Genomic DNA, 24,198 nt, shown 5'->3' on the forward strand with positions numbered 1-24,198 from the left:
AATGGAGCATTGCATTTGCCCGGCGGTCGCTGCCCTGTCTGCGCTGTCGCGTCACTAGAGTCCTGCTCGTCAATAAGAACGATTTTCATTCTAGTGATTCGTCGCCATGTCTTCTCAGCACTCCAACAGTTTCCCTCCGGCCCTGTCCACCAGCCTTGCGCTGACGCTGGGCGCCTTCTCCACCCTGGCCGTGGCCCAGACTGCGGCCGCTCCGGCATCGCCCCTGGGCACGGTCGAGGTCCGCTCCACGCGTGAGGCGCCTGCCTACCAGCCCGCCGCCGTGCAGTCGCCCAAGCTCACCCAGCCGCTGCGCGACACGCCGCAAAGCATCAACGTGGTGCCGGCCGAGCTGATCCGCGAGCAAAACGCCCAGAGCCTGCAGGAGGTGCTGCAGAACGTGCCCGGCATCACCTTCACCTCGGGCGAGGGCAACCTGGGCTGGGGTGACTTCTTCACCATCCGCGGCTTCTCGGCCGAGCAGGCCATCACCATCGACGGCGTGCGCGACGGCGGCATGGCCAGCCGCACCGACACCTTCAACCTGGAGCAGGCCGAGGTCTACAAGGGCACGGGCTCGGTGGAGTCGGGCGTGTCCGCCGTGGGCGGCAGCGTCAACCTGGTCAGCAAGGAAGCCAGGCGCGACACGTTCTACAACGGCTCGGTGGGTGTGGGCAGCGATGGCTACCGCCGCGCCACGGCCGACCTGAACCGCAGCGTGGCCGAGACCGGCGCCGTGCGCCTGAACCTCATGAAGCACCAGAACGACGTGGCCGGCCGCAACGTGGTGGACTACGACCGCTACGGCGTGGCAGCCTCGTTCGCCCACGGCCTGGGCACTTCCACGCGCACCGTGGTCAACGTCTTCCACCAGGTGGACGACAACACGCCCGATGGCGGCCTGCCCATTCAGCGCGGCACGGGCGGCCAGGTGATGCCGGGCGTGCCGCGCAATGCCTGGTACGGCGCCTCCAACCTCTACACCCAGCAATCGCGCACGGATATGGTGACGGCCCGCGTGGAGCATGACCTCTCGCCCACGGCCACGGTGCGCAACCAGTTCCGCTACGAGCGCTCGGACAACTGGAGCGTGCTGGCGCCCGCGCGCTTCAACAGCGGCAGCAGCAGGAACTCGCTGGGCTATGTGGGCCTGGGCGGGCTGGTGACGGCGCCGGGCGGCATCCTGTCCTATGGCGACTACGGCCTGGTGGACACCACGGGCGCCAATGCCTCGCTGCGCCTGGCCTCGGTGCCAGTGTCCAAGCGCTACACCATCGCCAACAACCAGACCGATGTGCGCACCAGCTTCGAGACGGCAGGTTTCAAGCACGACCTCACAGCAGGGCTGGAGCTGTACCGCGAGACCTATGGCGACCGCGAGCGCAGCATGGACCTGCCCACCGGGACGCTGGGCTTCGACATGGCCGACCCGGCCACCATCTTCCCGGGCACGCCCACGGTGGTGGGCGCGGGCAGCGCGCGCGCCACGGTGCAGAACGCGGGCGTGTATGTGAACGACACCATCACCTTCTCGCCGCGCTGGCAGGCCCAGACGGCGCTGCGCTACGACCGCTGGCAGGCGAACAACGGCGGCGCCAGCCGCACGGACGGCGCGCTCAGCGGCCGCCTGGGCCTGGTCTACAAGCCGGCCAGCGAGGGCTCCATCTATGTCTCCTACAGCCGCGCGGCCCAGCCATCGGCCATGGGCGTGACCACGAACAACGGCGTCTACGGCACGGCCGCGCAGCTGGCCTATGCGCCGGCCCTGTCGCGCACCTGGGAGGCAGGCAGCAAGTGGGACGTGCTGGGCGGGCGCCTGTCGCTGACCGGCGCCGTGTTCCGCACCGAGCTGAGCGAATCGTGGGAGTACAGCCCCGACAGCGTCTCGCCCGTGCGCGCCCTGCCCGCCAAGCGGGTGCAGGGTTTCGAGCTGGGCGCCCAGGGCGAGATCACGTCGCGCTGGTCGGTGTACGCCGGCCTGTCCCACTTGAAGAGCCGCCTCACCAAGGGCGCGAACGAAGGTGCCGAGGCCAGGAACGTGCCCGACTGGAGCGGCAGCGTCTGGACCTCCTTCCTGGTCACGCCCGCCGTCACCCTGAGCTGGGGCGCGCAGTATGTGGGTGAGCGCCGCTATACGGACAACGTCATGGTGGGCGGCCAGAACAATACGTCGAGCACGGTCAACGGCCCCAACGGCGTGCACCCCGTCTATGTGGCCGACCACGAAAAAGCGCCCAGCTACTTCGTGCAGAACCTGGCGCTGAGCTGGCGCATCAACCGCCAGCTCACGGCCCGCTTCAACATCAACAACCTCACCAACCGCTTCTACTGGAGCCGCATCGGCGCCTCGCTGGACGGCTTTCAGCTGTACGGCGTGCCGGGCGCGGGCCGCACCTACACGGCGGGCCTGGACCTGTCCTTCTGAGCCGGGGCCACACCATGACATCCACCCAACGTCTCCCTACACGCCGCGCCGTGCTGGCCCTGGCCGCAGCCTGCGCCGCCGCCCTGCTGTCCGCCTCCGCGCTTGCGGCCTCGCCTGCCGGCACCGCTGCCAATGCATCGGCCACCACCGTGGTCGACATCGTCGGCCGAACGGTCGAAATCCCCGCCAAGGTGGACCGCATCCTGCTGGGCGAGGGCCGCTTCCTCTACGCCCTGGCCCTGATCGAGGGTGATCAGCCGCTGGCCCGCATCGCCGGGTGGCAGGGCGAGCTGCCCTTCGCCGACCCCAACGGCTATGCCGACTACCGGCGCCGCTTCCCGGCCATAGACCGCATCCCGGTCATCGGCCGCACCTCGGAAGACAGCGTCAGCGCCGAGCAATCGGTCTCCACCCGGCCCGACATCGCCATCTTCGGCCTGGGCGGACATGGGCCGGGGCGCCAGAGCGGCCTGGTCAACGATCTCAAGAAGGCCGGCGTGCCCGTGGTCTTCATCGACTTTCGCGCCCAGCCCGTGCGCAACACCCTGGCCAGCATGCGCATCCTGGGCAAGGCCGTGCACCGCGAGGAACAGGCCGAGGCCTATGCGCGCTTCTACGAGCAGCACCTGCAGCAGGTGCGCCAGCGCGTGGAGGGCATTCCCACCAGCCAGCGCCCGCGCGTCTTCGCCGAGCTGCTGGCCGGCGTCTGGGACGGCTGCTGCCACACCGTGGGCAAGGGCAACATGGGCGAGTTCATCGAGGCGGCCGGCGGCATCAACGTCGCGGCCGGCAAGGTGCCCGGCGCCATCGGCGACATGCACCAGGAAGCCCTGATCGCCGCCGACCCCGAGGTCTACATCGCCACCGGCAGCCGCCCGCAGAGCAACCGCCTCATGCTCAAGGCCGGCAGCGGCGTGGCGCCGGCCGACCTCTCGGCCAGCCTGCAGGCGCTGACCGCGCGCCCCGGTTTCGAGGTGCTGGGCGCCGTTCGCCAGGGCCGCGCCCACGGCCTGTGGCACAACTTCTACGACGCGCCCACCAACATCCTGGCCGTCGAGGCCATGGCCAAGTGGTTCTACCCAGAGCGCTTTGGCGACATCGATCCCCAGGCCACACTGGGCGAGATCAACCGCCGCTTCCTGCCCGCCCTGCCCATGCACGGCGCCTTCTGGGGCGATGCACCTGCCAAGGCAGCGGCCACAGCGGCCAGCGGAGCCGCGCGATGAACATGGCCGCCGACCTGCCCGTGGAGCTCGCCAGCCCGGCCGCCAGCGCCACGCCGCTGGCCAGGGGCTACCGGCGCCTGACCGCCCTGCGCGTGCTGGTGCTGGCCCTGCTGGCTGCGGCCATCGTGGGCGCGCTGCTGCTGGACTTCACCACCGGCCCCTCCGGGCTGGCGCTGAACCAGTTGATCGCCACCCTGGGCCATGCCGACCAGGCGCCGCCTGCGCTGCGCGTCATCGTCTGGGACATTCGCCTGCCCTACGCCTTGATGGCCGTGGCCGTGGGCCTGTCCCTGGGCCTGGCCGGCGCCGAGATGCAGACCGTGCTGGCCAACCCGCTGGCCAGCCCGTTCACGCTGGGCCTGTCCTCGGCCGCCGCCTTTGGCGCGGCCCTGGCCATCGTGCTGGACTGGAGCCTGCCCGGCGTGCCCACGGCCTGGGCCGTGCCTGCCAACGCCTTCCTGTTCGCCATGGCCTCGGCCCTGCTGCTGGATCTGGTGGCGCGCTGGGGCGGCATGAGCGCATCGGGCGTGGTGCTGTTCGGCATTGCCCTGGTGTTCAGCTTCAACGCCCTGGTCTCGCTGCTGCAGTTCGTGGCCACGGCCGAGGCGCTGCAGGGCCTGGTCTTCTGGACCATGGGCAGCCTCTCGCGCGCCACCTGGCCCAAGGTGGCCGGGCTGGCCGCCGCGCTGGCACTGGTGCTGCCGTTCTCGCTGCTCAACGCCTGGCGCCTCACCGCCTTGCGCCTGGGCGAGGACCGTGCCGCCAGCTTTGGCGTGGACGTGCGCCGACTGCGCCTGGGCGCCCTGCTGCGAATAAGCCTGCTGGCCGCGCTGTCCGTGGCCTTTGTGGGCAGCATCGGCTTCATCGGCCTGGTGGCACCGCACATCGCGCGCCGCATGATGGGGGATGACCACCGCTTCTACCTGCCTGCAGCCGCCCTCATCGGCGCGCTGGTGCTGTCGCTGGCCTCGGTGGCGTCCAAGACGCTGATCCCGGGCGTGATCATCCCGGTGGGCATCGTCACCTCGCTGGTGGGCATTCCCTTCTTCCTGGCCATCGTGCTGCGCACGCGGGGGCGGACATGAGCACCTCCCTGAATACCCCGCACTTCGCACCCACCTATCTGCCACCTCTCACGCAAGATGGTCTGCAGATCGAGGGTCTCAGCGTCGCCTACGGGCGCCGACGCGTCATCGAATCGCTGGACATCGCCCCGCTGCGCGCCGGCACGCTCACCGTGGTGCTGGGGCCCAACGGCAGCGGCAAGTCCACCCTGCTGCGTGCCCTGGCCGGCCTGGTGCGCGCCCAGGGCAGCATCACGCTGGAAGGCCAGGAGCTGCAGCACGCCAGCCTGGCCGAGCGCGCGCGCCGCATCGTCTACCTGCCCCAGGCCCTGCCGGCCGCCGTGCACCTGCGCGTCATCGAATCACTGCTGGCCGCGCGCAAGGCCTCGCCACACACCACGCGCCCGCAGCAGGCCGGCTCCCCGGATGCGGTCACCCAGGCCGCCGCCCTGCTTGAGCACCTGGGCATCGCCCACCTGGCCATGCGCCACCTCGATGAGCTGTCTGGCGGCCAGTCCCAGCTTGCAGGCCTGGCCCAGGCCCTGATCCGCGAACCGCGCGTGCTGCTGCTGGACGAACCCTTGTCCGCCCTGGACCTCAACCACCAGTTCCACGTCATGCAGCTGGTGCGCGAGCAAACGCGCCGCCACGGCATGACCACCCTGGTCGTGCTGCACGACCTGGGCGCCGCCCTGCGCCACGCCGACCGCGTCATCGTGCTCAAGCAAGGCCAGCTGCTGGCCGACGGCCCGCCCGCCCAGGCCATCACCCCCGCCCTGCTGGCCCGCGTCTACGGCGTGCAGGCCCGGGTGGAGCCCTGCTCCCAGGGCCTTCCCCAGGTCATCGTGGACGGGCTGACGCCTGCGGCCTGAGCCCGGTCCCCGATTCCAGATCCATCCGCTTTTTTTGGAGCTTCCGAATGCATACCCGCATCACCGCCGCCGCTGCCTTGCTGGCCGCCTTCTGCATGAACGCCCAGGCCCAGCATGCCCACGCCACGCCCGCGTCCAGCGTGGCACATCCCGCCTGCGAAACCACCATTGAAGGCCAGCCCGGCAAACGCTTCAGCCTGGCGGAAATCCGCGTCAGCGCGCGCTGCGAGAACTTCACCGTCCACCTGGTCCACACCGGCAGGAAGCCCTGGCAGGAAGCCGGCCACAACTGGGTGCTGGCCCGCAGCGCCGACATCGACGCCGTGATCGCCGACGGCCTGCGCGCCGGTCCCGAGCGGGCATGGGTGGACCACGCCGACGCACGCGTCATCGCCGCCACGCAAATGCTGTCGGGCGGCGAGCATGCCGCGGTCACCTTCCCCGTGGCGCGCCTGCAAAAGGGCGAGAGCTATGCCTACTTCTGCTCGTATCCCTCGCATGCGCTGCCCATGCGGGGAAGGCTGGTACTGGAGGATTGAGGCAGCGTCACCACGCGGCAAAGGCCCAAAGGGCCTGCGCGTTCAAGGCAGCAGCGTGGCCACCAGGGTCACCTCGGGCACGCCTGCCAGCGCCTTGGACAGCGGGCACTGGGACTTGGCCTCCTGGGCGATTTTCTGGAACTGCGCATCGTCGATGCCGGGCACCTTGGCCTGCAGCGTGAGGGCAATGCGGTCGATCTTGAAGCCCTCGCCATCCTTGGCAAGCCGGACCTTGGCCGTGGTGTCCAGCATCTCGGTGGCGATGCCCGCCTTCTCGCAGGCAAAGGCAAAGGCCATCGTGAAACAGGCCGCATGCGCGGCGCCCACGATCTCCTCGGGATTCGTTCCCTTGCGGTCATCCCCGAAGCGGCTACCGAACCCGTAGGGATGGTCCTTGAGCGCGCCGGTCTCCGTGCTGATGCGGCCCTGGCCGGTCTTGCCTGCACCTTCCCAATGGACGGAAGCGGTTTTCTCGGACATGTGTTTCTCCTGTGCGTTGATTGGACAAGCCGCCATCACAGCACAGGCGCCACAGGGCAAGGCGTGGTCCCGGGGCGCGCCAGCCCCTGCGCGCACGTCCTACAGAAACAGAATCGACGACCCTGTCCCGGGCATTCCTCCCTATTCGACACGAACAAGGCCATCTTCAAATTGCGTTGAGGAGACGGGGCGGACGGATGCGGCATCCAGTCGGCCGGGTGCATTGCCGACCCCGTTCGGGCGATCAGCACTTCCTCAGCCGAGGTTGCTGGCGTTGCCCAACTACGGCGAGGATATTGACAGTTTGCGCCTGGTCATCCACTTCATACAAAAGGTTCTGACCGGCAACACTGACGCGGCGGACACCATCGCCATAGCGCGGATCGGCTTCATACAAGCGCGGAAACTCGGCAAGGCGGTCTGTGGAGCGCAGCACTTGCTCCGTGACGTTCTCCGCGTCCCACAGCGAAGCATGCTCGAGCAAATATTCAAAAAGCGCCCGCATATCCTCAATTGCAGGCGGACGCCAGTCGACCCTATGCGCCACCACGCAACTCCTCGGCACGATCCCGCAGGAGTTGCCGCACCTGATCCGTACTCATCCCGGTCTGTTTGTCCGAACGGGCGGCCTCCACCTTCGCGCGCACCCAATCGTCATATTCCGCCTGGGCCAGTTCCTCATCCGCCAGGCGCTGCAGCAGCTCCATCTTGTCGGAGCCACTGGTGGGGAGAATACGTGGCAGGTTCTCCGCAAGTTCACGCAGAAAATTGGCGTTCTCATAGTGCGTAGTGGTGGTCATAGCCGCTCTCCAGACGTTGCAGGCCGCACTGCCAGCGCAACAGACGGCTGTTACGCGGATGGACCTGACGGATGATGATAGCCCACGGTTTGTCGCTCCTTCTGCCGCTCAATCGCGTGAGTGATCGGCACCCCGTCCGCGCAGCGGTGCCTGCGCTAAACCCGAGCCCAGGCCCCGCCACCCCATGGCACTAAAAAGACTGTGGATACCCACTCCTGCGGCTGGATCAGCCTCCTGCCCCCTCACCCCACAAACACCTGCCGCGTATCCGTTCGCCCCACGATCACCGCCGCCAGCACCGCCGCCCCGGCCGCAACCCCAAAATTCGCCAGATAGGCCGCCTGGGCCGAAGTCTCCAGCAAGGCCGCGAACAGCGATCCGCCAATGGCCAGGGTGGCCGCCACGGCAATGGCCTCGCACAGCTGCAGGGCCGAGCTGTTGGAGCCCTGCTCGCCGGGCGCGGACATGGACAGCGTGAGCACCGACAGGCTTGCCGACAGCAGGCCCATGCCCAGCCCCGACACGATCCAGCCCGCCACCGCCACCCACACGGGCACGGCCGGCCAGGCCACCGATGCCGTCAGCAGCACGCCCGCCAGCACCGCGCTGGTGCCCACACGAAGGAAGCGGTGACGGCTCCAGCCGTTGCGGCTGTGTCCCTGGTACCAGGAAGCGGAGCACCAGCCCAGCGCACCCGCGCTCAGCACCAGCCCCGCCATGGGCGCTGACAGCCCGTGCTCGCGCGCCAGCACCAGCGGCAGAAACGCCTCGGCCCCGAAGAATGCTGCAAACACCAGCCCGCGCAAGGCGATCACGCTGGGCAGCCCGCGCCCGGCGCGCAGCGTGCCGGCCGGCAAGAGCTTCCAGGTGCAGACCAGCGACAAGGCCGCGGCTACCGCCACCGCCCCCAAGGCGCCCGCCGATTGCCTCTGCCCGCCCACATACAGAAGGCAGATGCCCGTGGCCGCGCCCAGGGCCCACAGCCCGCGCTGCACACCGCCCTGCATGCCCCGGCCATGGCCGCCCAGGCCCTGGAGCGCCGGGCGCAGCATCGCCCCGGCCGGCAAGGCCAGCAGGGGCACGCTCAGGAACACCCAGCGCCAGCCCAGGTGCTCCACCACCAGGCCGCTCAACGCCGGCCCCACCAGCGCGGGCACCACCCAGGCAGTGGCAAACGCCGCAAAAATGCGCCGCCGCAGTGCCTCGGGATACCGCCGGCCCACCAGCACGTACAGCGCCACCGACATGCCACCAGCCCCCAGCCCCTGAACCAGCCTCCCCGCCAGAAACACCGGCATGGAAGGCGCAAAGCCCGCCAGCAGCAACCCCGCCACAAAACACGCCATGCCAGACCACAGCGGCGCCGCCGGCCCGCGCGCGTCGCACCAGCCGCCCGCAACCGTCATGCCCACCACGCTGGTGGCCAGGGTCACGCCAAAGGCAACCGCATACAGCGGCACCCCATCGAGCGCGCGGGCCACCGCTGGCATGGCGGTGGCCACGGCCAGGGCCTCAAAGGCAATCAAGGCCACCAGCGAGACGATGCCGATCGTCGTCAGGCGGTAGGGGGAGGACAGGATGGACCAGCTCTCGGCGGTCGTCGGCCGGACCTGATCGTCCAGCGTGAGGGAATCTTGATGGGGCATGGATGCTTCTTGGTTGCAAGGTCTGCGCCGACCATGGCGCAGTGCCATGGCGACGAGAAGCCTGGAGCATGCAACCTCAAGTGCGGTTGAGATCAAGGGGGTCCTGCCCCCAAGTACCTCTTACCGATCAATCACGCGCCAATACTGGCCAGAGGAGCGGCTGGTGGCCGGCAGCATGACGGCAATGCCATTGTCATTGGCCGTATCCAGCACGATGGCATCCGACAGGAAGCGGTTGTAGAGATGGAACTGACCCGGCAGGTCACTGGGCGCACAGCGCCATTGCTGGCCGCTGAAGCGGGGGGAGTCTCCCGCTGACGCCGTCATCTTCAGCTCAAGATGCGGTTTCCCGGCCACGCTGGTGACATCGAGCGCCATGGTGCCCGGTCCGAACGCCGCATTCTGGACAAGCCAGTAGCCCTTGCCGGTGCGCATGAACCTCCATCTGTCGGCGCCCAGAATCATGGCCGGAACGGAAATCTGCCATGGCTTGACGTTGTACAGCCCGGGAGGCGACACCAGGCCCGTGCCCTGCAGCAGCGCTACCGCGTTGCGCCTTTCACTCCAGTACAGGTTTTGCAGCCCGACCCATTGGCGGTCCTTGAGCATGGGGCATTGGTCGTACAGGTAGTCGCCCGTCTCGTAGCGCCGAAAATCCGCATCGCTGAGCCGCTGGGCCGAGAGTGCGTGCGCCTCGGCGGAGATCCGTGCCAGTTCCCGCATGGCGGCCGTCATGGCGATCAAGGGCGCGGACGAGCCGCGCACCGGCCTCACCGGCAAGATGCGGCGAGCATTTGCAAGGTCGGAGGCCACGGCCCGCCAGCGTAATGCCAGGGTGCTGTATTCCGTTGCCATCGCCTGCGGCGCGGGCCCGAGGCGGACCACCGCGTTTGCCGGTGGCGGCTGCCTGGCATGGTGCGCGGCGGCCACGCGAAGCAGCGAGGCATGACTTTCCAGCTGCGCCACGACGGGTGCAGCCGCCGCAATGGCCCCATCCATCTCCGTCTCGACGGCTGCGACACCCGCATTCCATCGGGCCTCGTCCAGCGGTGCGTCGGGGGCCAGCGAAACGGCATCCAGCTGGTCGCACAGCTGCTGCAAACGCCCGACGGCCTGCCCCAGCTTTTGCACCGTATCGGCCAGCCCGTCGATACGGGCACGCAGCGTGCCCCAAGCGGCCGATGCCGCCTTCAGTGCAGGGAACGACTGCATGCTCTCCAGGCTCCTTACCAGCGTCATGCGGCCGCTGGCATCGTCCAGATCAAGCCCGGTCACGAACGAGAACTCGGCGATATCGGTCCATACCTGCCTTGCGACTGGCTCACGCGCGGGCTCGGCTTCGACGCGGCAGCTTGATGCCAGAGCGCCACCGCAGCACAGCGCCGTGGCAGCGGCGGGCAGCCACAGAAGCCGGGTCATTTGGCGGCAGTGCCGGCCATCAACAGGCGCAGGGCCCGAGGCGCTGCCGGCATCTGTCGGGGCTCCAGCACTTCGATCAGCCACGTCGTGAACGGCGTCGGGCAGACGTCTCCCAGATGCTGCGAGAACTCGATCTGGTCGCCGGCGTACGTGAAGTTGATCTTCAGGGGCGAGCAGAAAAGCCTCTCGTCCCCGTTGCCCGTGCTGTCGTGAAAGTCGCTGCCGGTCACCATGTCGATATTGATGCGCTGGGCCGAGGCATCGGCAAACTCCAGCCAGGCCTGCACCGACGAAAGGCGGATGCGGCGGTAGCTGGCCAGTGCCGGATGGCTGGTGGCAATGGACAGGCTGATGGGCTGCCCATGCGCCAGCTGCTGCAGCAGCGCGGCGTCAGTGACCCGCAATTCCCGCCGCAGATCCCCTTGGGTCCTCGCATTGGCCGCCTGCGCGCTGGCGTGGTCTGCCAGCAGGGTGGCGTGTGCATCTGCCATGGCAGCGGCCGTGCCCGGCATCGAAAGACGGTGGCCGGGCTGCTTGCCTGTCTCGTAGGCCTGTGCGGCGCGGACCCCGAAGCAGTCCACGAAGAAGCCGCGGCGCGCACTTTCTGCCCTGAGGGTGATTTCCCCCTGCAGCCGCGCGCTGCGCTCCAGCTCTGTCAGCGCCTGCTGCTCCAGCGCCTGCAGGCGCTTGCGCTTGCCGATCACCGCAACGTATTCCAGCTTGAGCGTGGCAAGCTCACGGGCAATGGCATTCTTGGATGCGCTTTGCTCTGCCAGCAGGCGGCCATAGATGGCCACCTTCTGCACCTGTGTCTTGAGGGTGTTGGCGGCGTTGCGCACGGCCGCCTCGGTGCCTTCCGTGGCAAGCACCAGATCCAGCCGGTTGACTGCATCGTTCTCCAGCACCGTCCAGGCGGCCTTGGCTTCATTGGCATCCGGCATGAGCGCAAGTGCACGCATGGTGTCGCCCAGCTCCCGGGAAATCCCCTCGACATCCAGCCCGCCCAGCGGCCCACGGATCACCGGCAGCACCGCATTCAATGCGCCCTTGGCGGGATCCACCAGATTCTTGAGCGTGCTGGAGTTGTGCCTGGCCCATTTCAGTGGAATGGCAAACGACTGGCCCAGGGCCTTCAGCGCCTTGAGCGGGCCGTCTATGCTGCCGCCGAGCGTCTTGGCCTGCCCGTACAAATCCTTCAGGCCGAGCACGCCTTTCTGACCGGTCTCGGTCAGCGCCTTCGGGTCGGGCGGCACGCCCACGCACAGGGCCGCCACACTGCCCGCGACCGCAATGACGCCAAAGGCGATTTCCAGGCTCATCTTCACGGTGCGCACGATCTGGGCAACGTCGCTCGCCAGCTTCAGCCGCATGGCGGCAAGTTCCGCTTCAAGCTCCTCCTGGCGCACCGTGCGTGCGGCGCGGTCAAGGGCCTCGATCTGCTGAATCAACCGCTGCTCCAGCTCGGTGCAACGTGCCTCCAGCGTCTTGAGGTCCAAGGTATCCCGGTCGGCAAACGCCTGCGCGACGCTGCCCACGGCACCTGCCAGCTCGCCGCTGGCGCGCAGGCTGCGCAGGTGGGCCTCCATGGCCGCCATCACCTCCTGCCGGGCCTTGGCCAGCGACAGATAGCTGCCGGCGCTCAGATCAGGAATCGGCCTGGCCAGCCCGTCAACGCCCATGACCGGCAGCAGACGCTGCAGCGAACCCGCCGCCTGGATCAACTCGCCAAACCCGGACTCGACCCCTGACCAGCGCGTGATCCAGGCCAGCGCCTCATGGCACAAGGCCAGCTCGGCCTCGCTGTGGCCGGGCCTGCCCGCCATGCCGGCGCTCAGGCCAAACAGCGCGGCCAGCACCCTGTGCATCGGCTCGCCATGCTCCAGCAGGCCGGGCGGCACGGGGGTGTGCTTCACCACAGCCCGGTTGTCCTGCCACAGGAAATTGCTGAACTGCGGCCGCGCCACCGTGTCCCAGGCCTCCTCCAGCGCATAAGCGGTGTCGCGCGTGGGGCCGCCGTACAGCGTGAACCGGCCCTCCACGGCTTCCACGAAAATGCGCACCCTGCTGAGCTCGTTGTCCGCGTCATGCAGCATGCGCAGAACCGTCGTGCCTTCGGAAACAATGCGGCGGGCAACCACCGTCAGCCGCCGCACCGCACCGTCAAGCCGCCTGTCGAACCCCTCGGGCACCACCACGGTATCGGCATGGATGTCCAGCGCCTGCAGGCCGGCCGCGTCGGCCTCGTCCAGCGACACCTTCAGGTCCACCACCAGATCGGCCACGGTGCCGAAGGGATTGAAGCTGCCGTCCGGCGCCCGGCCACCGCTGCAGACCAGCGGCCCTGGCGGCACCAGGCCCTCGGCTCGGTAGCGATCGATCAGGGTTCGCAATTCAAGGGGAGTCATTGCTGAAGTCATGGCGGGTGGTTCCAGGTAAGGCACTGCACCTGTGCAGCGGTTGGACAAAGGCCGGAGCAGATCGCTCAGGCTGCCTTCTTGCTGGCAAGCTCCACCAGTTGGTCCACGCTCTGCGCCTTCTTCGGCGTGCCGCCGAAACGGCGGAAATGGTCTGCCTGTCCGGCGACACGCGCCCAGCCCTTCTTGGCCGTGCCCAGCACCACCGTCAGGCTGAACCAGTTTTCCCCCTGCAGGGACTTGCGGCCGGTGGTGCTCAAGACCTTGTGTATGTTGCCCAGATCGGCAGAAATCGCGCGCCATGCCTCGCCCAGCGTCTTGAGCTTGGGGCCCAGGTCTTCAATGCTCTTGCTGATGCTGTCAAAGCGATCATTGCTTCGGTTGTAGTAGCCGATGAATCGCTCGTTCGTGGCCATCGTGGCCTGGATGGTTCTCACCTCATCCACTTTCTCGGCAATCTTCCTGCGCGTGACCGCAAGGTCCGCACCCACACCGATATCCACCCCCGCCAGAATCAGCGGCCCGAAAAGCGGAATGGCCAGATAGGCCGGAGACGTGGACAGCACGATGACTTCATCCTTTTCCTTGCGGCGCAGGGCCTTCAAGTCGTTCTCCAGCTTCTCCACGGCGGCCTTCAGCTTCTGGTTGGCAGCACCCTCGGCGCCCAGAGTGGTCGTGAACTTCTGCTTTTGTCCATTGAATGCGGTCTTGCAGGCATTCAGGCGCACCAGTATTCCGTTGCTGTTGTCCAGAATGGAGTTCTGCAGCGCGAAGGCACGCACCGAACGCGCATTGGCGTCTTCAATCAACTGCTCCAGCGCGCTGCTGAAATTGCGCTTGATCTGCTCCGAACGCCCGCTGGGCGTATCGCTTTCCCAAACCTTGACCAGGGCCTTCCATTTCGCTTCCACCGCCGGCTCCGCCGATGGGGTGGGAGCCCCCTCCAGATCGAATCGGTCCACCAGCTCGATCAACCGCTCATAGGTGGTTGCCGCCACATCGTTGTACTGAACGATATCGTCGGCAAGGGTCAGCATCTTGTCCTGTACATCGGCCTTGAACTTCTGGCCGACACCCTTGAGCGTGACGAACAGCTCCACCGCTTCGGAAAACTCCGGCCGAAACGCATCCTGCTTCTGCATGCCCAGCATGGCGCGCATCAGCTCCGTGGTGGTCGGGTTGTCGGTGACTGCAGACTCGAAGAACGTCGTCAGCCCGATCCAGTCCTCTGAACTGAGAACGGAAATTCCCTTGTAGATATCGGCAGACGGTGTGAATGCATTCGTTGAATTTGCAGAGTCGGACATGGCGAAGGCTCCTGATGGTGAAGGGCCGGATTCGGCCTCGAATCGGTGTGCAAACAAGCGGCGGCGTTGAAGAAATGACCGCCCCGCAGTCATCACCCACCCTCCTCTTGCGCTCCAATCGACCGGATGCTAGGCAGCCGCCATGGCCCTGTATGTCCCCCAAACAAGTGACACAAATTCATACAGCACTGGGGATAAGGACAGCCGCCGGACTGCTCTCTCACACCCAATGGCGCCTGTCCCCTGCGCGACCCATGGCAATGAGCACGATCAGTCCATTGCCCAAAATGACAAGACAAGGAATTTCGCAGACCAGGCATGCACCACCTGCTATGCAATCAATAGCGCATTGCGAACATTCATCGCCAACCAGAAGACACCATCAGTGTCAATTTCTCTTGATTTCACCGCACCCATTGGCACAGGAATTCGCCTCACCCATAAATGTTGCAAAATGTTCGGCAATTTGAACGATGGAGGAGCGGGAGTGGCAAGAAAACGAAAGACCAGCACGGCAGAAGACCTCATGGATCTGGTCGCCATGCTGCCCTGGTGGGCTGGCATTGCATTGGCACTCACCAGCTACATGGTGCTGCACTCCATTGCCATCCGTCCCCTGCCTGCAGCACAAAGCCCACAGCAAATCGGCCAATTGGCCACAACAGCCATCTGGCAAGGCCTGGCTACCGGGGGCCAATACATCCTGCCCCTCATCTGCCTGGCTGGCGCGGCCATTTCCGCCGTGCGCAAGCGCCGCCGTAGCCGGTTGCTCGAAACCACCTCGACCAGTTCCAGCGCGGATGCGCTGCAGGACATGTCATAGAGAGAAATCGAACAGCCGCTCAATGAAGGTATCCGCGTTTGCCATCTCAAGAAGTTTCATTTATCTGCTCTGAAAAATATCAATCATGAAAAATATCTCCTATCGCATCAACACGTCGCTCATCGCGCTTACCCTGATTGGCGCAACGCCTGCATGGGCGCAAAGCCTCACTGCCCCGCAGAAAAATGCTGTTCGCTCTGCCAATCAATACCTGAGCGTGCAGGTTTCTCTCGCAATGGACTGATTGAGCAACTGTCTTCGGAGGCCGGAGATGGTTATAAACGCGCAGATGCAACGGCGGCCGTGGACAGCCTCAATGTGGATTGGGAAAAACAGGCTGCGAGGTCCGCAAAGCAGTATCTCAGTTTGATGGGATTTTCTTGCAAAGGTCTGATCGCACAGCTCTCATCAAGCGCAGGGGATAAATACACCAAAAGCCAGGCAACTGCGGGTGCACGCGAAGCCGGTGCTTGCTAAATAAACAGCGCGCATATTGGGGAAAATGACAGCCGAATTTTTATTAGAGCAGCACGGCAAAAGACCTCATCGATCTGGTCGCCATGCTGCCTTGGTGGGCTGGGACTGCATTGGCACTTGCCAACTACATGACGCTGCACTCCATGCAATCCGCCCCCTGCCTGCGCACAAAGCCCGCAGCAAATCGGCCAATTGGCCACCACCGCCATCCGGCAAGGCCTGGCTATCGGGGGCTAATACATCCTGCCGCTCATCTACCTGGCCGGTGCGGCCATTTTCGCAGTGCGCCAGCGCGGATGCGCTGCAGAACATGTCATGGCAGCAATTCGAAACGCTGGTAGGAGAGGGATTTCAGCGGCGCGGCTACAGCGTCAAGGAAACCGGTGGCGGCGGGCCCGATGGTGGCGTGGACCTGGTCCTCTCGAAGGATGGCGAAAAGACACTGGTGCAATGCAAGCAGTGGAAAGCCTTCAAGGTGGGCGTTTCCACGGTGCGCGAGCTTTATGGCGTCATGGCGGCTGATGGGGCCGCTGCCGGCTTTGTGGTGACCTCTGGCCGGTTTACTCAGGAAGCTGTGGCGTTTGCTGCAGGGAGGAATATCCACCTCATGGACGGCACCGCGCTCATGAAATTGCTGAAGGAGGCAAAGGTCCAGACAGGAGCGGCTTCAACAACCAAGGCCCGGGCTTCTGTACCTTTGGCGAACCCTGCGCCTGTGGCCGAGCCCGTCAAGACGGAGCCTGCTTTTGACACAGTGCAACCGGCTGCCGCCCCAATACCCGGCTGTCCTCAATGCGGGAAAGCCATGGTTAAGCGGGTTGCCAAGCGAGGGCCTGCGGCTGGGAAGGCGTTTTGGGGGTGTTCGGCGTTTGGAGCGTGGTGTCGGGGGACACGGGAGATGCTTGGGAATGGAGTTTAGTTTGGAAAAGGTCTGCTTTCGACCCGAAGCGGAACTTCAAGGCTTACTTACTCAAAATAAGTTGTATTATTAAATATTTTCTCACACATGGCATTTTGATGAAAAACTACTCAGGCATTCATTTTTATTACTTGGAGTGGAAAACCTCATCTGAATTGTTTTCTATTTTCAATAAATCACAAAAGCAGGATAAAAAATACTTTAGGCAAGATGAGGTAAGAGATTCTATAAATATAGAAACAATTCTTTCTTCTCTAAGAAAAATAAATATTAATAAATCTAGCAGATTCTACAAAAGCCTTAAAGAATTTAACTCTATTAACGCAATAATTAAAAAATATGAAAAACTGAACTCCTATCAAATTTGGATGATGTCCGAGTTATCGGAGATAAGCACTATTATTAATGCGCTATCAGATTTTGATAACAAAGATTATAAATCAAATCTCATAGATGCGGTTAATGGAGTACCGTTCATAAATGAAGAAAAAACCAACGGAAACAATATTGCTAGAAATAAAATTTTCGAACTTAATGTCGCGGCCAAATTGAAAAAGTCCGGTTTTGGCGTAGTACTTGGAAATACGAAGGAGGATGGGAGCATTGATGTTAGCGCTTCTTCTGGCGAGAATGACTTCTTTATAGAGTGCAAAAGAATTCAAACTATTGAATCATTAACAAGAAATATAAAAAAAGCAATTAGTCAATTAAATCTGAAAAGAATTGAAAAAAATAAATCCATAGTCGCCTTGGATTTTACAAAAGTCTTTTGGAAAGAATATCTCGACAATGGAAATAAAATTCCCAATGGTGAGGTTGAAGCTAGAAAAATATTAGAAATTGCTGAAAACTCGTATTATAAAATTTTAACAGAAGAATATATGATGGATTTAAATAAGGTACTATTATTTTTATGCCACATAAGAATACCACTTAATAAAACATCAAGCGGCCCTAAATTTCAAAGACATTTTTTTACAATACGCGGAAATAATACAAATAAAATCAATTTGCAAATTTTTCGTGATCAATTAAGAAAATATTAAATTATATCTACATATGTTTATTGAATTATTTTTATCAGTCTTCAAATGATAGTTACTTAGACCGAAGCAACCGGAATCTGGCCGACTGATTATGGTCGAGAGCAGTCCTCAATAGCCCCGCTCTCCACGTGCTCCAGACCCTGCTAGCAACAGCAAAAGCACCTAGAAAGGCCACGCATTACATGCGTGGCCACCCAGGGCCGCACACAGTCAATCTGTCTCCCTCACCACCCCGCGCTCACTAACTCCCCCCATCACCCCCTCAAGCGCCTCTTCCTGCGCCTGAATAAATGCAAGCAATTGCCCCGGAGTCACCGGCTCCAAGGCATGCCCCGGGTAGGCGCCAATGATCAAACTGGAAATCAGCCCCAACTGATCCTGCACGCGCCGCAGGCTGTTGTACTCCGGCTCGGAAAGTTGAAAGTACAGCATGGCAACTCCTCAATGAGCACGCTTGGCGGCTGACGCAAAGGAATGCCCAAGTGCTCGAAGCACGGGACCACGCAAAGGATTGGGAGACGGTTCGGGCATTGATACGCCCGCAAGGAAAGCAGCCATAAGGCCTCCTGTGAGTACGTCCAACTGCTTTCGGGAGTGTGGCGGGACCGCCTGTGAAGGTGTGTTCAGCACCTGGACGTGATGATACAGCGCCCTGGCGCAGCGCCCGCATCCTGACTGTTGACCGCCCGCCGCCGCTCAGCCCGGCAAGGCGCCGCGCTCAAAGACCCCAGCGCCCTCGGACCACAAGGAAGGCCCCCGCGCAAACGCATAGCCAGACGCCCACCACCAGGGCGACTCCGGCACGGCTTCGGGGCTTGCGGCCCTGGACCTGCATCCAGGCCTCGGCCTGCTGGCGGCTGTCGGCCAGCACGGCAGGGGGAAGCAGCCGCACGGTGAGCCAGATCAGCGCGGGCAGCAGCAGGACGTCATCCACATAGCCCAGCACGGGGATGAAGTCAGGGATCAGGTCGATGGGGCTCAGGGCGTAGGCGACCACGAAGGCGCCCAGGGCCTTGGCATACCAGGGCGTATGCGGGCTCTTGCAGGCAAACCACAGGGTGACGCCATCGCGCTTGATGCGTCGTGCCCAGGCCTTCAATTTTTCACCGGCTGTCATGGATGTGCGAGGTTGTGAACGGGCTGGATGATGGCGGCTTGCCGTTGCCGTTGCCGTTGGTGCTGCGCCGCCAGGCCCGCGCAGCACTCGATGATATGGAACGCCAGCCGCGCTGCGCGCGGTTTCCTTGTACCGGGTCTTCATGTCCGTATCGCCACGGCGCCGTGCCTGTGGCCGCAAAGGCCCGCAGCACGGCGGTGTCGGGTGGCCTGCGTCCACTGGGGCAAATGGCTGCCCTGACTGGCAAGGCTTTATCACCGCCCTCTTCCCCATTCCAAGACCCATATCGACTGCACTCAAGGCATGCATGTCGTATATGCATCTAGGAATAATCTGAAAATAATCAGCCATAAGCCTTTCTGCTTGACTTCCAGATACCCAAGAAATCAAATAGCCGGACTCTCACAACGGAATTCCCAGGCCATTGATTGACATTGGCCTTGGGAATGATTGCGAACGCGCAATTCCCACTCTTACACCTTGATCTGACCTGATTTCCCACAGGCCTGATGGGAGGCCTGCGTTTGTGATTTTTCTGGCATTTGGCAAACCACCATTTCCTTATTCATTCCATTAACCATTCGCTTGCAGGCCATGGCAACATCCACAGATCTCACCCGCCCGTATATCAGCTATGAAAAGGCCTTCAACAGGCAGATCACCCGTGCCATGGACAGCCAGCAGGTGGACGTGGTGGTACTCACGCCGCAAGAGTTCATAGGCGTCCTGAAAGACAGGTCGCGCAATGACCCACGCCTGGAGGCCAGCCTGCGCGCCATCCTGGCCCAAAGCGCCTTGGGCAAGTATTGGACGCAGACGGCCAGCCCCAATGCCGGCAAATCCTGGACCATCCCCGCCTCCATGTTGGCCAATGACGCGTACCTGTTCACCAGAACGCTGATTGCATTGCGCCTTGCCGGTGCGCGCACCTATGTCAAGGCGACGCCCAAAGGCACCTATATCATCATCACGGGCCGAGCCGGGTTTCGCGGCAATCTGCTGCAGGGCACGCGCTTTCTCACCACCAATCCCCGCATGGTCCAGATGGGCCTGGGCATGCGCGGCCTTCAGGGCGTTGCCAGAGGGGGCTTCATCTTGAGTTTGGTCGTGGGCATCGGCGTGGAGACATTGGACTTCATCTTCAACGACGAGAAGACCATGCATGACCTGGTGGGAGGGATTGGAGTGGAGGCAGTCAAGGCGGGGTTGGCGACGATGGTTGGCTTGGGTGTCGGTATGGGACTGATAGCTACGGGCGTGACAACCATTGCCATTTGGCCTTTAAGCGTCATGGCGGTGATGGTACTTCTTACCGGAGCTAATTTAAATAAAATTGATGAAGCTTTGGAAATAAAAAAGAAAGTAATTGCTGCACTAAAAATCACAACAAACAGCACAAACAATGGTATATATCGCGTAAATTTCAATACCGTTGCCGCGCAAGAGTTACGCCACAACATTGAAGCAGAAACAAAAGAAACTGTGCTCTCAGGAGAGTCGGTAAATCTGCTACACCCTATTCACCGAAAAAATTAACGAATATTCACATGGAATATAGAAGCTTAAATTTAGTCCGCAAATCTTTGATATGGAGTATCCCGTCTTTTTTATTAATGCTGATCATATCAATTTGGAGTATAAAATATTCTCTTCTTGAAACAATATATGACTTGAGAAACCTATCCCCAACAATAAGAATAACGCCATCCGATTTGGTTGCACTATGCGCACCAATCATTTCAGTTTCAGGAATTACCATCATGATACAAAAGGCAATTCCATGCAAGGTAGGCATAACAAAAATCCCGGAGCGGATTTTAACAACTTCTATATTTGCCGGTATTTTTCTTATACTCTTTTGTCTTTTTATTATTACTCCTTTGCAGCACTATGCCATGCCAAAACTAGGCTATACCCGTTGCAATATATTAAAAGGCCACCCAAATATTTATTATTCAGATTGGGTGAAAAATCCTGACTGGTGCGTGCGTGGCAAAAGCCGAGAGTGGGTAAAACAGCAAGCCCGACTAGCCGGTAGCACTGAGTCAAATCCATAAATAAAAGGCACAGACCACAAGGCATGCAGTATTCTTTGCCTATCCCGCATAGTTTGACTCCCTATGTACTAGAAAGACTCCTCGCAGGCTCCCCGCAGGTCCTTCGAGTTTCCTTAGACATTAAGCCAAGCACTTGAATCTGATCATTCGTCACAGCATAGGTAGCGAATGAAGATCAGATCATCCCATACTGACCAATGACGTGTACCTGTTCACCCTAATCTATCAATAGGCTAGCGCCTATTAGAAAATTAACAGGAACTTAAATGCAAGCAACAGACATAGCCCAAATCAGAAAATCTCTAATATGGAGTATTCCATCATTTTTACTGATTTTGGCTCTATCAATCTGGAGCATCAAATACTCCTTTCTCAACACCATCATTGACCTAAAGAGTTCTTCTGCGTCAGTGAGAATTACACCACTTCATCTGGCAATTTTATATTTCCCAGTAATTGCAGTCACAGGAATTATTGCCATGATACAAAAATCAATTCCCTGCAAAGAGCCCACTTTAAAAATAGCGGAGCGTATCTTTGCCTTCTCAGTATTCACAGGGACTGGCGTTGTGCTTCTTTGTTTCTTTTTCATCACCCCTCTGCAATACTATGCCATGCCAAAGCTTGGTTATACGCGGTGCAACATTCTGAAAGATCATCCCACCATATATTTCACTGACTGGGTCAAAAATCCCGATTGGTGTGTGCGAGGCAAAAGCCGGGAATGGGTCAATGAGCAAGCTCACCTGCCCAATGATTCAGACCATGGATCTCGGTGAAATGTCGTCAAGGCGTATCCACCTGAGTGGTGGTATGACAAAGGGAAATCAGAGATGGCGCCATCAACCTGAGAGAGTTAAGCAACAGAAGCAAAAGAAGAAAAACAAAGACAAACGCTCGGTACAGCCCAGCAATCTGCTGGCACCTATTAATCGAAAAATATGGATATTTAAGTGGAAGAAAATAATCTGACCGAGTTCAGAAAATCTTTAATCCATGGCATTCCTTCCCTTCTATTGGTTTCAGCACTATCAATATGGAGCACAAAATACTCATTTCTAAACACAATAATTGATCTAAAAAATTCCGCTCCATCCGTAAGAATTACACCATCCAGTTTGCTAGTGGCGTATTTCCCTATAATGTCAATCACAGGAATTATTTTTCTTGTACAAAAATCAATTCCTTGCAGATCAAGTATCCTGAAAATCTCAGAGCGCATTTTCACGATTACCACAATCACGGGAGTAGTGATCATGATTACTTGTCTTCTTGTAATAACTCCTTTGCAATACTATGCCATGCCAAAACTGGGCTATACACGCTGCAATATTCTGGAAGACCACCCCACCATTTATTTCACAGACTGGGTAAAGAATCCCGCCTGGTGCGTGCGCGGCAAAAGCCGGGAATGGGTCAAAGAGCAAGCCAGTCTTGCCCAATGACCAGATGATTTTTCCCGGGTAGGTAAAGAGGGGTCGAATGGCCTACCGGCCCAGGAACAGGCGGGTGGCGCGCAGGCCCAGGGGCGTCCAGTGCAGGCCCGGTGACATGGCCTGTACCAGCAACTCATGCTGGGCCGCTGGATCTAGCGTGGGGTAGCGCTGCTCGAAGAGCATCAGGTCGGTGTCCAGTTCCTGCGCGCTGCGACCCGGGTCCGGTCGCGCGCCACGGGATGTGCGCAGGCGCTCGGCCACGCGAAAGCTCATGCGCCGCGCCGGTTTGCCGGGCTCGGCCACGGATTCGAAGGATGCGCCATCCGCACTGGCCGGCCCACGCAGCCAGTCATGAATGACTTGCAGCTCATAGGGAGAGAAAACACCGAACATCTCTGCCCGCTCGCCCTGCAGCAGCTGCCAGAAGCGGCTTTCCTCAGCAGGCCGGTTGCGTTGTATCCAGCGTGCCTGCTCCAGCGCGTCCAAGAAGGCAGGCATGTCCCGCGGACGGGACAGCCAGTCATTGACGCTGCGGCCGGCCACCTTGCAGAAGTCCGAGTGCGCGCCATGCCCGGAAGGCGATTTGCGCGCCAGGATGCGCACCACCTCAGCTTCGATATCGAACTGCCTGATCACGTCCAGCGTGCTGGTGCCCGTGTCTGCCAGCCGGGCGCCTGCGCGTACGCGGCGCCAGTATTCGCCGCCATCGTCAATGCGCGGCGCGTTCTCCCACGCGGCAATGCAGGCGCGCCGGGCATGGCCGGTGTCGGCGTTGTCCACGGTCACATGCAGGGTGAAGTAGTAGGGGTCTATTCCCAGTTCATTGAGTTCGTAGGCGGTGATGAGCAGGTGCAGCGGTAATTGCTCATAGCCCAGGTTGAATCCCACGATCTCGGGCAGGAACTGCTGCGCATTCCAGCCCAGCGCCAGCTGTACCAGCCCCTGCCGGTACAGGTCGTCGGGCAGGTCCTCCACGGGATCAAGGCCATACCTGGCCAGCAGCTCCCGATAGAGCTTGACGTGGTTCTTGTCGGCCATGCCGTCGCCCAGTTCTTCCACATAGGTGGTGACCAGGTCCGACATGCGTGAGTTGCCCGCATGCGCGCACAGGCCGTAGAGCCAGGAACCGTCCACCAGCTTGGTAGGCGCCACATTGCGCAGGAAGTACAGGGCATGGGCGCGGTTGCCGAAGTAGCGGCGTGCCGCACCCGCCTTGCGCTCTGCAAGGTAGGCCTGGTACTGGGCGTGCACTTTTTCGACATTGGCACGCATCCAGTCGGTCAGGTGCTCCGGGTTGTCCGGCAGGCCATCGGCATCGGCAGAGGTCTCGGCAATCACGCCGTGCAGGAAGTCCGCAGCAGCCTGGCGCTCCTGTTCGGTGGGCAGATGGTTGGCCAGGCGCTCGTAGAGCGGCACATGCAGGAAAGAAGGCTCAAGCGTGCCTGCGCCAGCGGCCGGTTCGATACGTGGGGGGTCCAGCAGTTCTGTGTTCATGGTGGGGCTTTGGTCCGTAACGCCTTCAGGATGCGGTGTGGCCCTAGGTACAGCCATCGGGCCAACGCCTTCCTGTGCGTCGTAATACGCCTACCCTTGGCGCAGGCGCCCGGGCCGGACCGCCGTCGCCCTGGCGCCCGCGCTCATGGCAGGGGAACAGGATCCGGCCCGGCCTTGCCGGCGAGCATTGGCTGGTACTGGGCGCCGGCCTGCTGGCCCTGCTTCGTGCTCTTGGCCAATCCCTCGAATGTCTCCACAAGGTTGCGAAGGTAGGAGTCTGCCTGCTCAACCGACCAGTGCCTGAGCGTGTAGAGCCAGATTTCCTCCAGATCGGCTTCGGCCAGCGGCGACAGTCGGTAGGGCTTAGCCATGCTTTGCGTGCATGCGGCTCAAAAACGCTTCGCTGTCAAACGGGCGCGGCTCGCCGGACTGACGGCCAGCGTTCAGAGCCTCTTGCAATGCCTTCACCCTGATTTCGTGCTCTTCCAGCAGCCGCAACCCGGCTCTGACCACATCACTGGCGGTGCCATAGCGCCCGCCTTGGACTTGGGCATCAATGAATTCCGTGAAGTGCGGCCCCAGGGCCACGGATGTGTTTCGGCTCATGGCGTTCTCCAGACGATGTACCAATATATCCAAA

General features: G+C 61.5%; 24 protein-coding genes and 2 pseudogenes. 13 read left to right on the forward strand and 13 right to left on the reverse strand.

Going from position 1 to position 24,198, the window contains the following annotated elements; genetic code table 11:
• Positions 1 to 106: 106 nt before the first annotated feature.
• From BO996_RS18020 to azu, 5 genes are read left to right on the forward strand one after another with little or no spacing between them, the layout of a single operon-like run.
• On the forward strand, positions 107 to 2,422 hold the full coding sequence (locus BO996_RS18020; protein ID WP_071956007.1) for a TonB-dependent receptor: 2,316 nt from the start codon (positions 107 to 109) through the stop codon (positions 2,420 to 2,422).
• Between the two features lie 14 nt (positions 2,423 to 2,436).
• Positions 2,437 to 3,648, forward strand: coding sequence for an ABC transporter substrate-binding protein (locus BO996_RS18025; protein WP_071956008.1), 1,212 nt, complete (start codon positions 2,437 to 2,439; stop codon positions 3,646 to 3,648).
• Complete coding sequence (locus BO996_RS18030; protein WP_071956009.1) at positions 3,645 to 4,733, forward strand: FecCD family ABC transporter permease; 1,089 nt, start codon at positions 3,645 to 3,647, stop codon at positions 4,731 to 4,733. The genes BO996_RS18025 and BO996_RS18030 overlap by 4 nt, the downstream gene beginning before the upstream one ends.
• Entirely contained in the window at positions 4,730 to 5,584 is an 855-nt protein-coding gene (locus BO996_RS18035) for an ABC transporter ATP-binding protein (RefSeq protein ID WP_198041244.1), read from the forward strand. The genes BO996_RS18030 and BO996_RS18035 overlap by 4 nt, the downstream gene beginning before the upstream one ends.
• 47 nt (positions 5,585 to 5,631) lie before the next feature.
• The gene (gene azu, locus BO996_RS18040; RefSeq protein ID WP_083571173.1) at positions 5,632 to 6,123 is read left to right on the forward strand and encodes an azurin; all 492 of its coding nucleotides are present in this window, start codon (positions 5,632 to 5,634) and stop codon (positions 6,121 to 6,123) included.
• 42 nt (positions 6,124 to 6,165) lie between these two features.
• Here azu and BO996_RS18045 read toward each other — a convergent pair whose 3' ends face one another.
• From BO996_RS18045 to BO996_RS18075, 7 genes are all read right to left on the reverse strand, one after another.
• The gene (locus BO996_RS18045) at positions 6,166 to 6,603 is read right to left on the reverse strand and encodes an OsmC family protein (RefSeq protein WP_071956010.1); all 438 of its coding nucleotides are present in this window, start codon (positions 6,601 to 6,603) and stop codon (positions 6,166 to 6,168) included.
• 244 nt (positions 6,604 to 6,847) lie between these two features.
• A complete protein-coding gene (locus tag BO996_RS18050) occupies positions 6,848 to 7,150 on the reverse strand; it encodes a type II toxin-antitoxin system RelE/ParE family toxin (RefSeq protein WP_071956011.1) in 303 nt (100 codons plus the stop codon).
• Positions 7,140 to 7,403, reverse strand: a complete 264-nt coding sequence (locus tag BO996_RS18055; RefSeq protein ID WP_071956012.1) for a plasmid stabilization protein — start codon at positions 7,401 to 7,403, stop codon at positions 7,140 to 7,142. Before BO996_RS18055 ends, BO996_RS18050 begins: the two co-directional genes overlap by 11 nt.
• 242 nt (positions 7,404 to 7,645) lie before the next feature.
• Positions 7,646 to 9,049 carry an MFS transporter gene (locus tag BO996_RS18060; RefSeq protein ID WP_198041245.1) on the reverse strand — a complete coding sequence of 468 codons (1,404 nt, stop codon included), beginning with the start codon at positions 9,047 to 9,049 and terminating at the stop codon, positions 7,646 to 7,648.
• A gap of 120 nt (positions 9,050 to 9,169) precedes the next feature.
• Positions 9,170 to 10,468 (reverse strand): hypothetical protein, encoded by a 1,299-nt coding sequence (locus tag BO996_RS18065; protein ID WP_071956014.1) that lies wholly within the window; start codon positions 10,466 to 10,468, stop codon positions 9,170 to 9,172.
• Complete coding sequence (locus BO996_RS18070) at positions 10,465 to 12,873, reverse strand: hypothetical protein (protein ID WP_232240366.1); 2,409 nt, start codon at positions 12,871 to 12,873, stop codon at positions 10,465 to 10,467. The genes BO996_RS18065 and BO996_RS18070 overlap by 4 nt, the downstream gene beginning before the upstream one ends.
• Positions 12,874 to 12,950: 77 nt before the next feature.
• Positions 12,951 to 14,189, reverse strand: a complete 1,239-nt coding sequence (locus tag BO996_RS18075; protein ID WP_071956016.1) for an alpha-xenorhabdolysin family binary toxin subunit A — start codon at positions 14,187 to 14,189, stop codon at positions 12,951 to 12,953.
• A 487-nt stretch (positions 14,190 to 14,676) separates the two neighbouring features.
• On the opposite strand from BO996_RS18075, the pseudogene BO996_RS30070 reads away from it, so the two are divergent.
• The 5 genes and pseudogenes from BO996_RS30070 to BO996_RS29215 form a co-directional block, all read left to right on the forward strand.
• Positions 14,677 to 15,009, forward strand: a pseudogene (locus BO996_RS30070) (restriction endonuclease); the annotation flags it as partial.
• Positions 15,010 to 15,097: 88 nt separating this feature from the next.
• Positions 15,098 to 15,256 carry a hypothetical protein gene (locus BO996_RS29800; protein ID WP_232240560.1) on the forward strand — a complete coding sequence of 53 codons (159 nt, stop codon included), beginning with the start codon at positions 15,098 to 15,100 and terminating at the stop codon, positions 15,254 to 15,256.
• Between the two features lie 8 nt (positions 15,257 to 15,264).
• On the forward strand, positions 15,265 to 15,489 hold the full coding sequence (locus BO996_RS29805; RefSeq protein WP_232240552.1) for an Ltp family lipoprotein: 225 nt from the start codon (positions 15,265 to 15,267) through the stop codon (positions 15,487 to 15,489).
• 83 nt (positions 15,490 to 15,572) lie between these two features.
• Positions 15,573 to 16,408 (forward strand): annotated as a pseudogene (locus tag BO996_RS18090) (restriction endonuclease).
• Positions 16,409 to 16,506: 98 nt separating this feature from the next.
• The gene (locus tag BO996_RS29215) at positions 16,507 to 17,454 is read left to right on the forward strand and encodes a hypothetical protein (protein ID WP_156897984.1); all 948 of its coding nucleotides are present in this window, start codon (positions 16,507 to 16,509) and stop codon (positions 17,452 to 17,454) included.
• A gap of 210 nt (positions 17,455 to 17,664) precedes the next feature.
• Here the strand turns inward: BO996_RS29215 and BO996_RS18095 are convergent, their stop codons facing one another.
• Positions 17,665 to 17,886: a hypothetical protein gene (locus tag BO996_RS18095; protein ID WP_071956017.1), complete on the reverse strand. Its 222-nt coding sequence runs from the start codon at positions 17,884 to 17,886 to the stop codon at positions 17,665 to 17,667.
• Between the two features lie 286 nt (positions 17,887 to 18,172).
• A complete protein-coding gene (locus BO996_RS18100) occupies positions 18,173 to 18,571 on the reverse strand; it encodes a YkvA family protein (protein WP_071956018.1) in 399 nt (132 codons plus the stop codon).
• Positions 18,572 to 19,165: 594 nt separating this feature from the next.
• On the opposite strand from BO996_RS18100, the gene BO996_RS18105 reads away from it, so the two are divergent.
• The 3 genes from BO996_RS18105 (at position 19,166) to BO996_RS29815 (ending at position 21,407) form a co-directional block, all read left to right on the forward strand.
• Positions 19,166 to 20,107 carry a hypothetical protein gene (locus tag BO996_RS18105; RefSeq protein WP_071956019.1) on the forward strand — a complete coding sequence of 314 codons (942 nt, stop codon included), beginning with the start codon at positions 19,166 to 19,168 and terminating at the stop codon, positions 20,105 to 20,107.
• 11 nt (positions 20,108 to 20,118) lie between these two features.
• The gene (locus tag BO996_RS29810; protein ID WP_071956020.1) at positions 20,119 to 20,628 is read left to right on the forward strand and encodes a hypothetical protein; all 510 of its coding nucleotides are present in this window, start codon (positions 20,119 to 20,121) and stop codon (positions 20,626 to 20,628) included.
• Positions 20,629 to 20,894: 266 nt separating this feature from the next.
• Positions 20,895 to 21,407, forward strand: a complete 513-nt coding sequence (locus BO996_RS29815) for a hypothetical protein (RefSeq protein WP_071956021.1) — start codon at positions 20,895 to 20,897, stop codon at positions 21,405 to 21,407.
• A gap of 170 nt (positions 21,408 to 21,577) precedes the next feature.
• Here BO996_RS29815 and BO996_RS29225 read toward each other — a convergent pair whose 3' ends face one another.
• From BO996_RS29225 to BO996_RS18135, 4 genes are all read right to left on the reverse strand, one after another.
• Complete coding sequence (locus BO996_RS29225; protein ID WP_156897985.1) at positions 21,578 to 21,886, reverse strand: hypothetical protein; 309 nt, start codon at positions 21,884 to 21,886, stop codon at positions 21,578 to 21,580.
• A 229-nt stretch (positions 21,887 to 22,115) separates the two neighbouring features.
• The gene (locus tag BO996_RS18125) at positions 22,116 to 23,558 is read right to left on the reverse strand and encodes an iron-containing redox enzyme family protein (RefSeq protein ID WP_071956023.1); all 1,443 of its coding nucleotides are present in this window, start codon (positions 23,556 to 23,558) and stop codon (positions 22,116 to 22,118) included.
• 143 nt (positions 23,559 to 23,701) lie between these two features.
• Entirely contained in the window at positions 23,702 to 23,929 is a 228-nt protein-coding gene (locus tag BO996_RS18130) for a type II toxin-antitoxin system RelE/ParE family toxin (RefSeq protein ID WP_083571175.1), read from the reverse strand.
• Entirely contained in the window at positions 23,922 to 24,164 is a 243-nt protein-coding gene (locus tag BO996_RS18135) for a type II toxin-antitoxin system ParD family antitoxin (RefSeq protein ID WP_047219915.1), read from the reverse strand. Before BO996_RS18135 ends, BO996_RS18130 begins: the two co-directional genes overlap by 8 nt.
• Between the last annotated feature and the right edge of the window lie 34 nt (positions 24,165 to 24,198).

Origin of the sequence: Delftia sp. HK171 (assembly GCF_001886655.1) — a bacterium.
Classification (GTDB): Bacteria; Pseudomonadota; Gammaproteobacteria; order Burkholderiales; family Burkholderiaceae_C; genus Comamonas; species Comamonas acidovorans.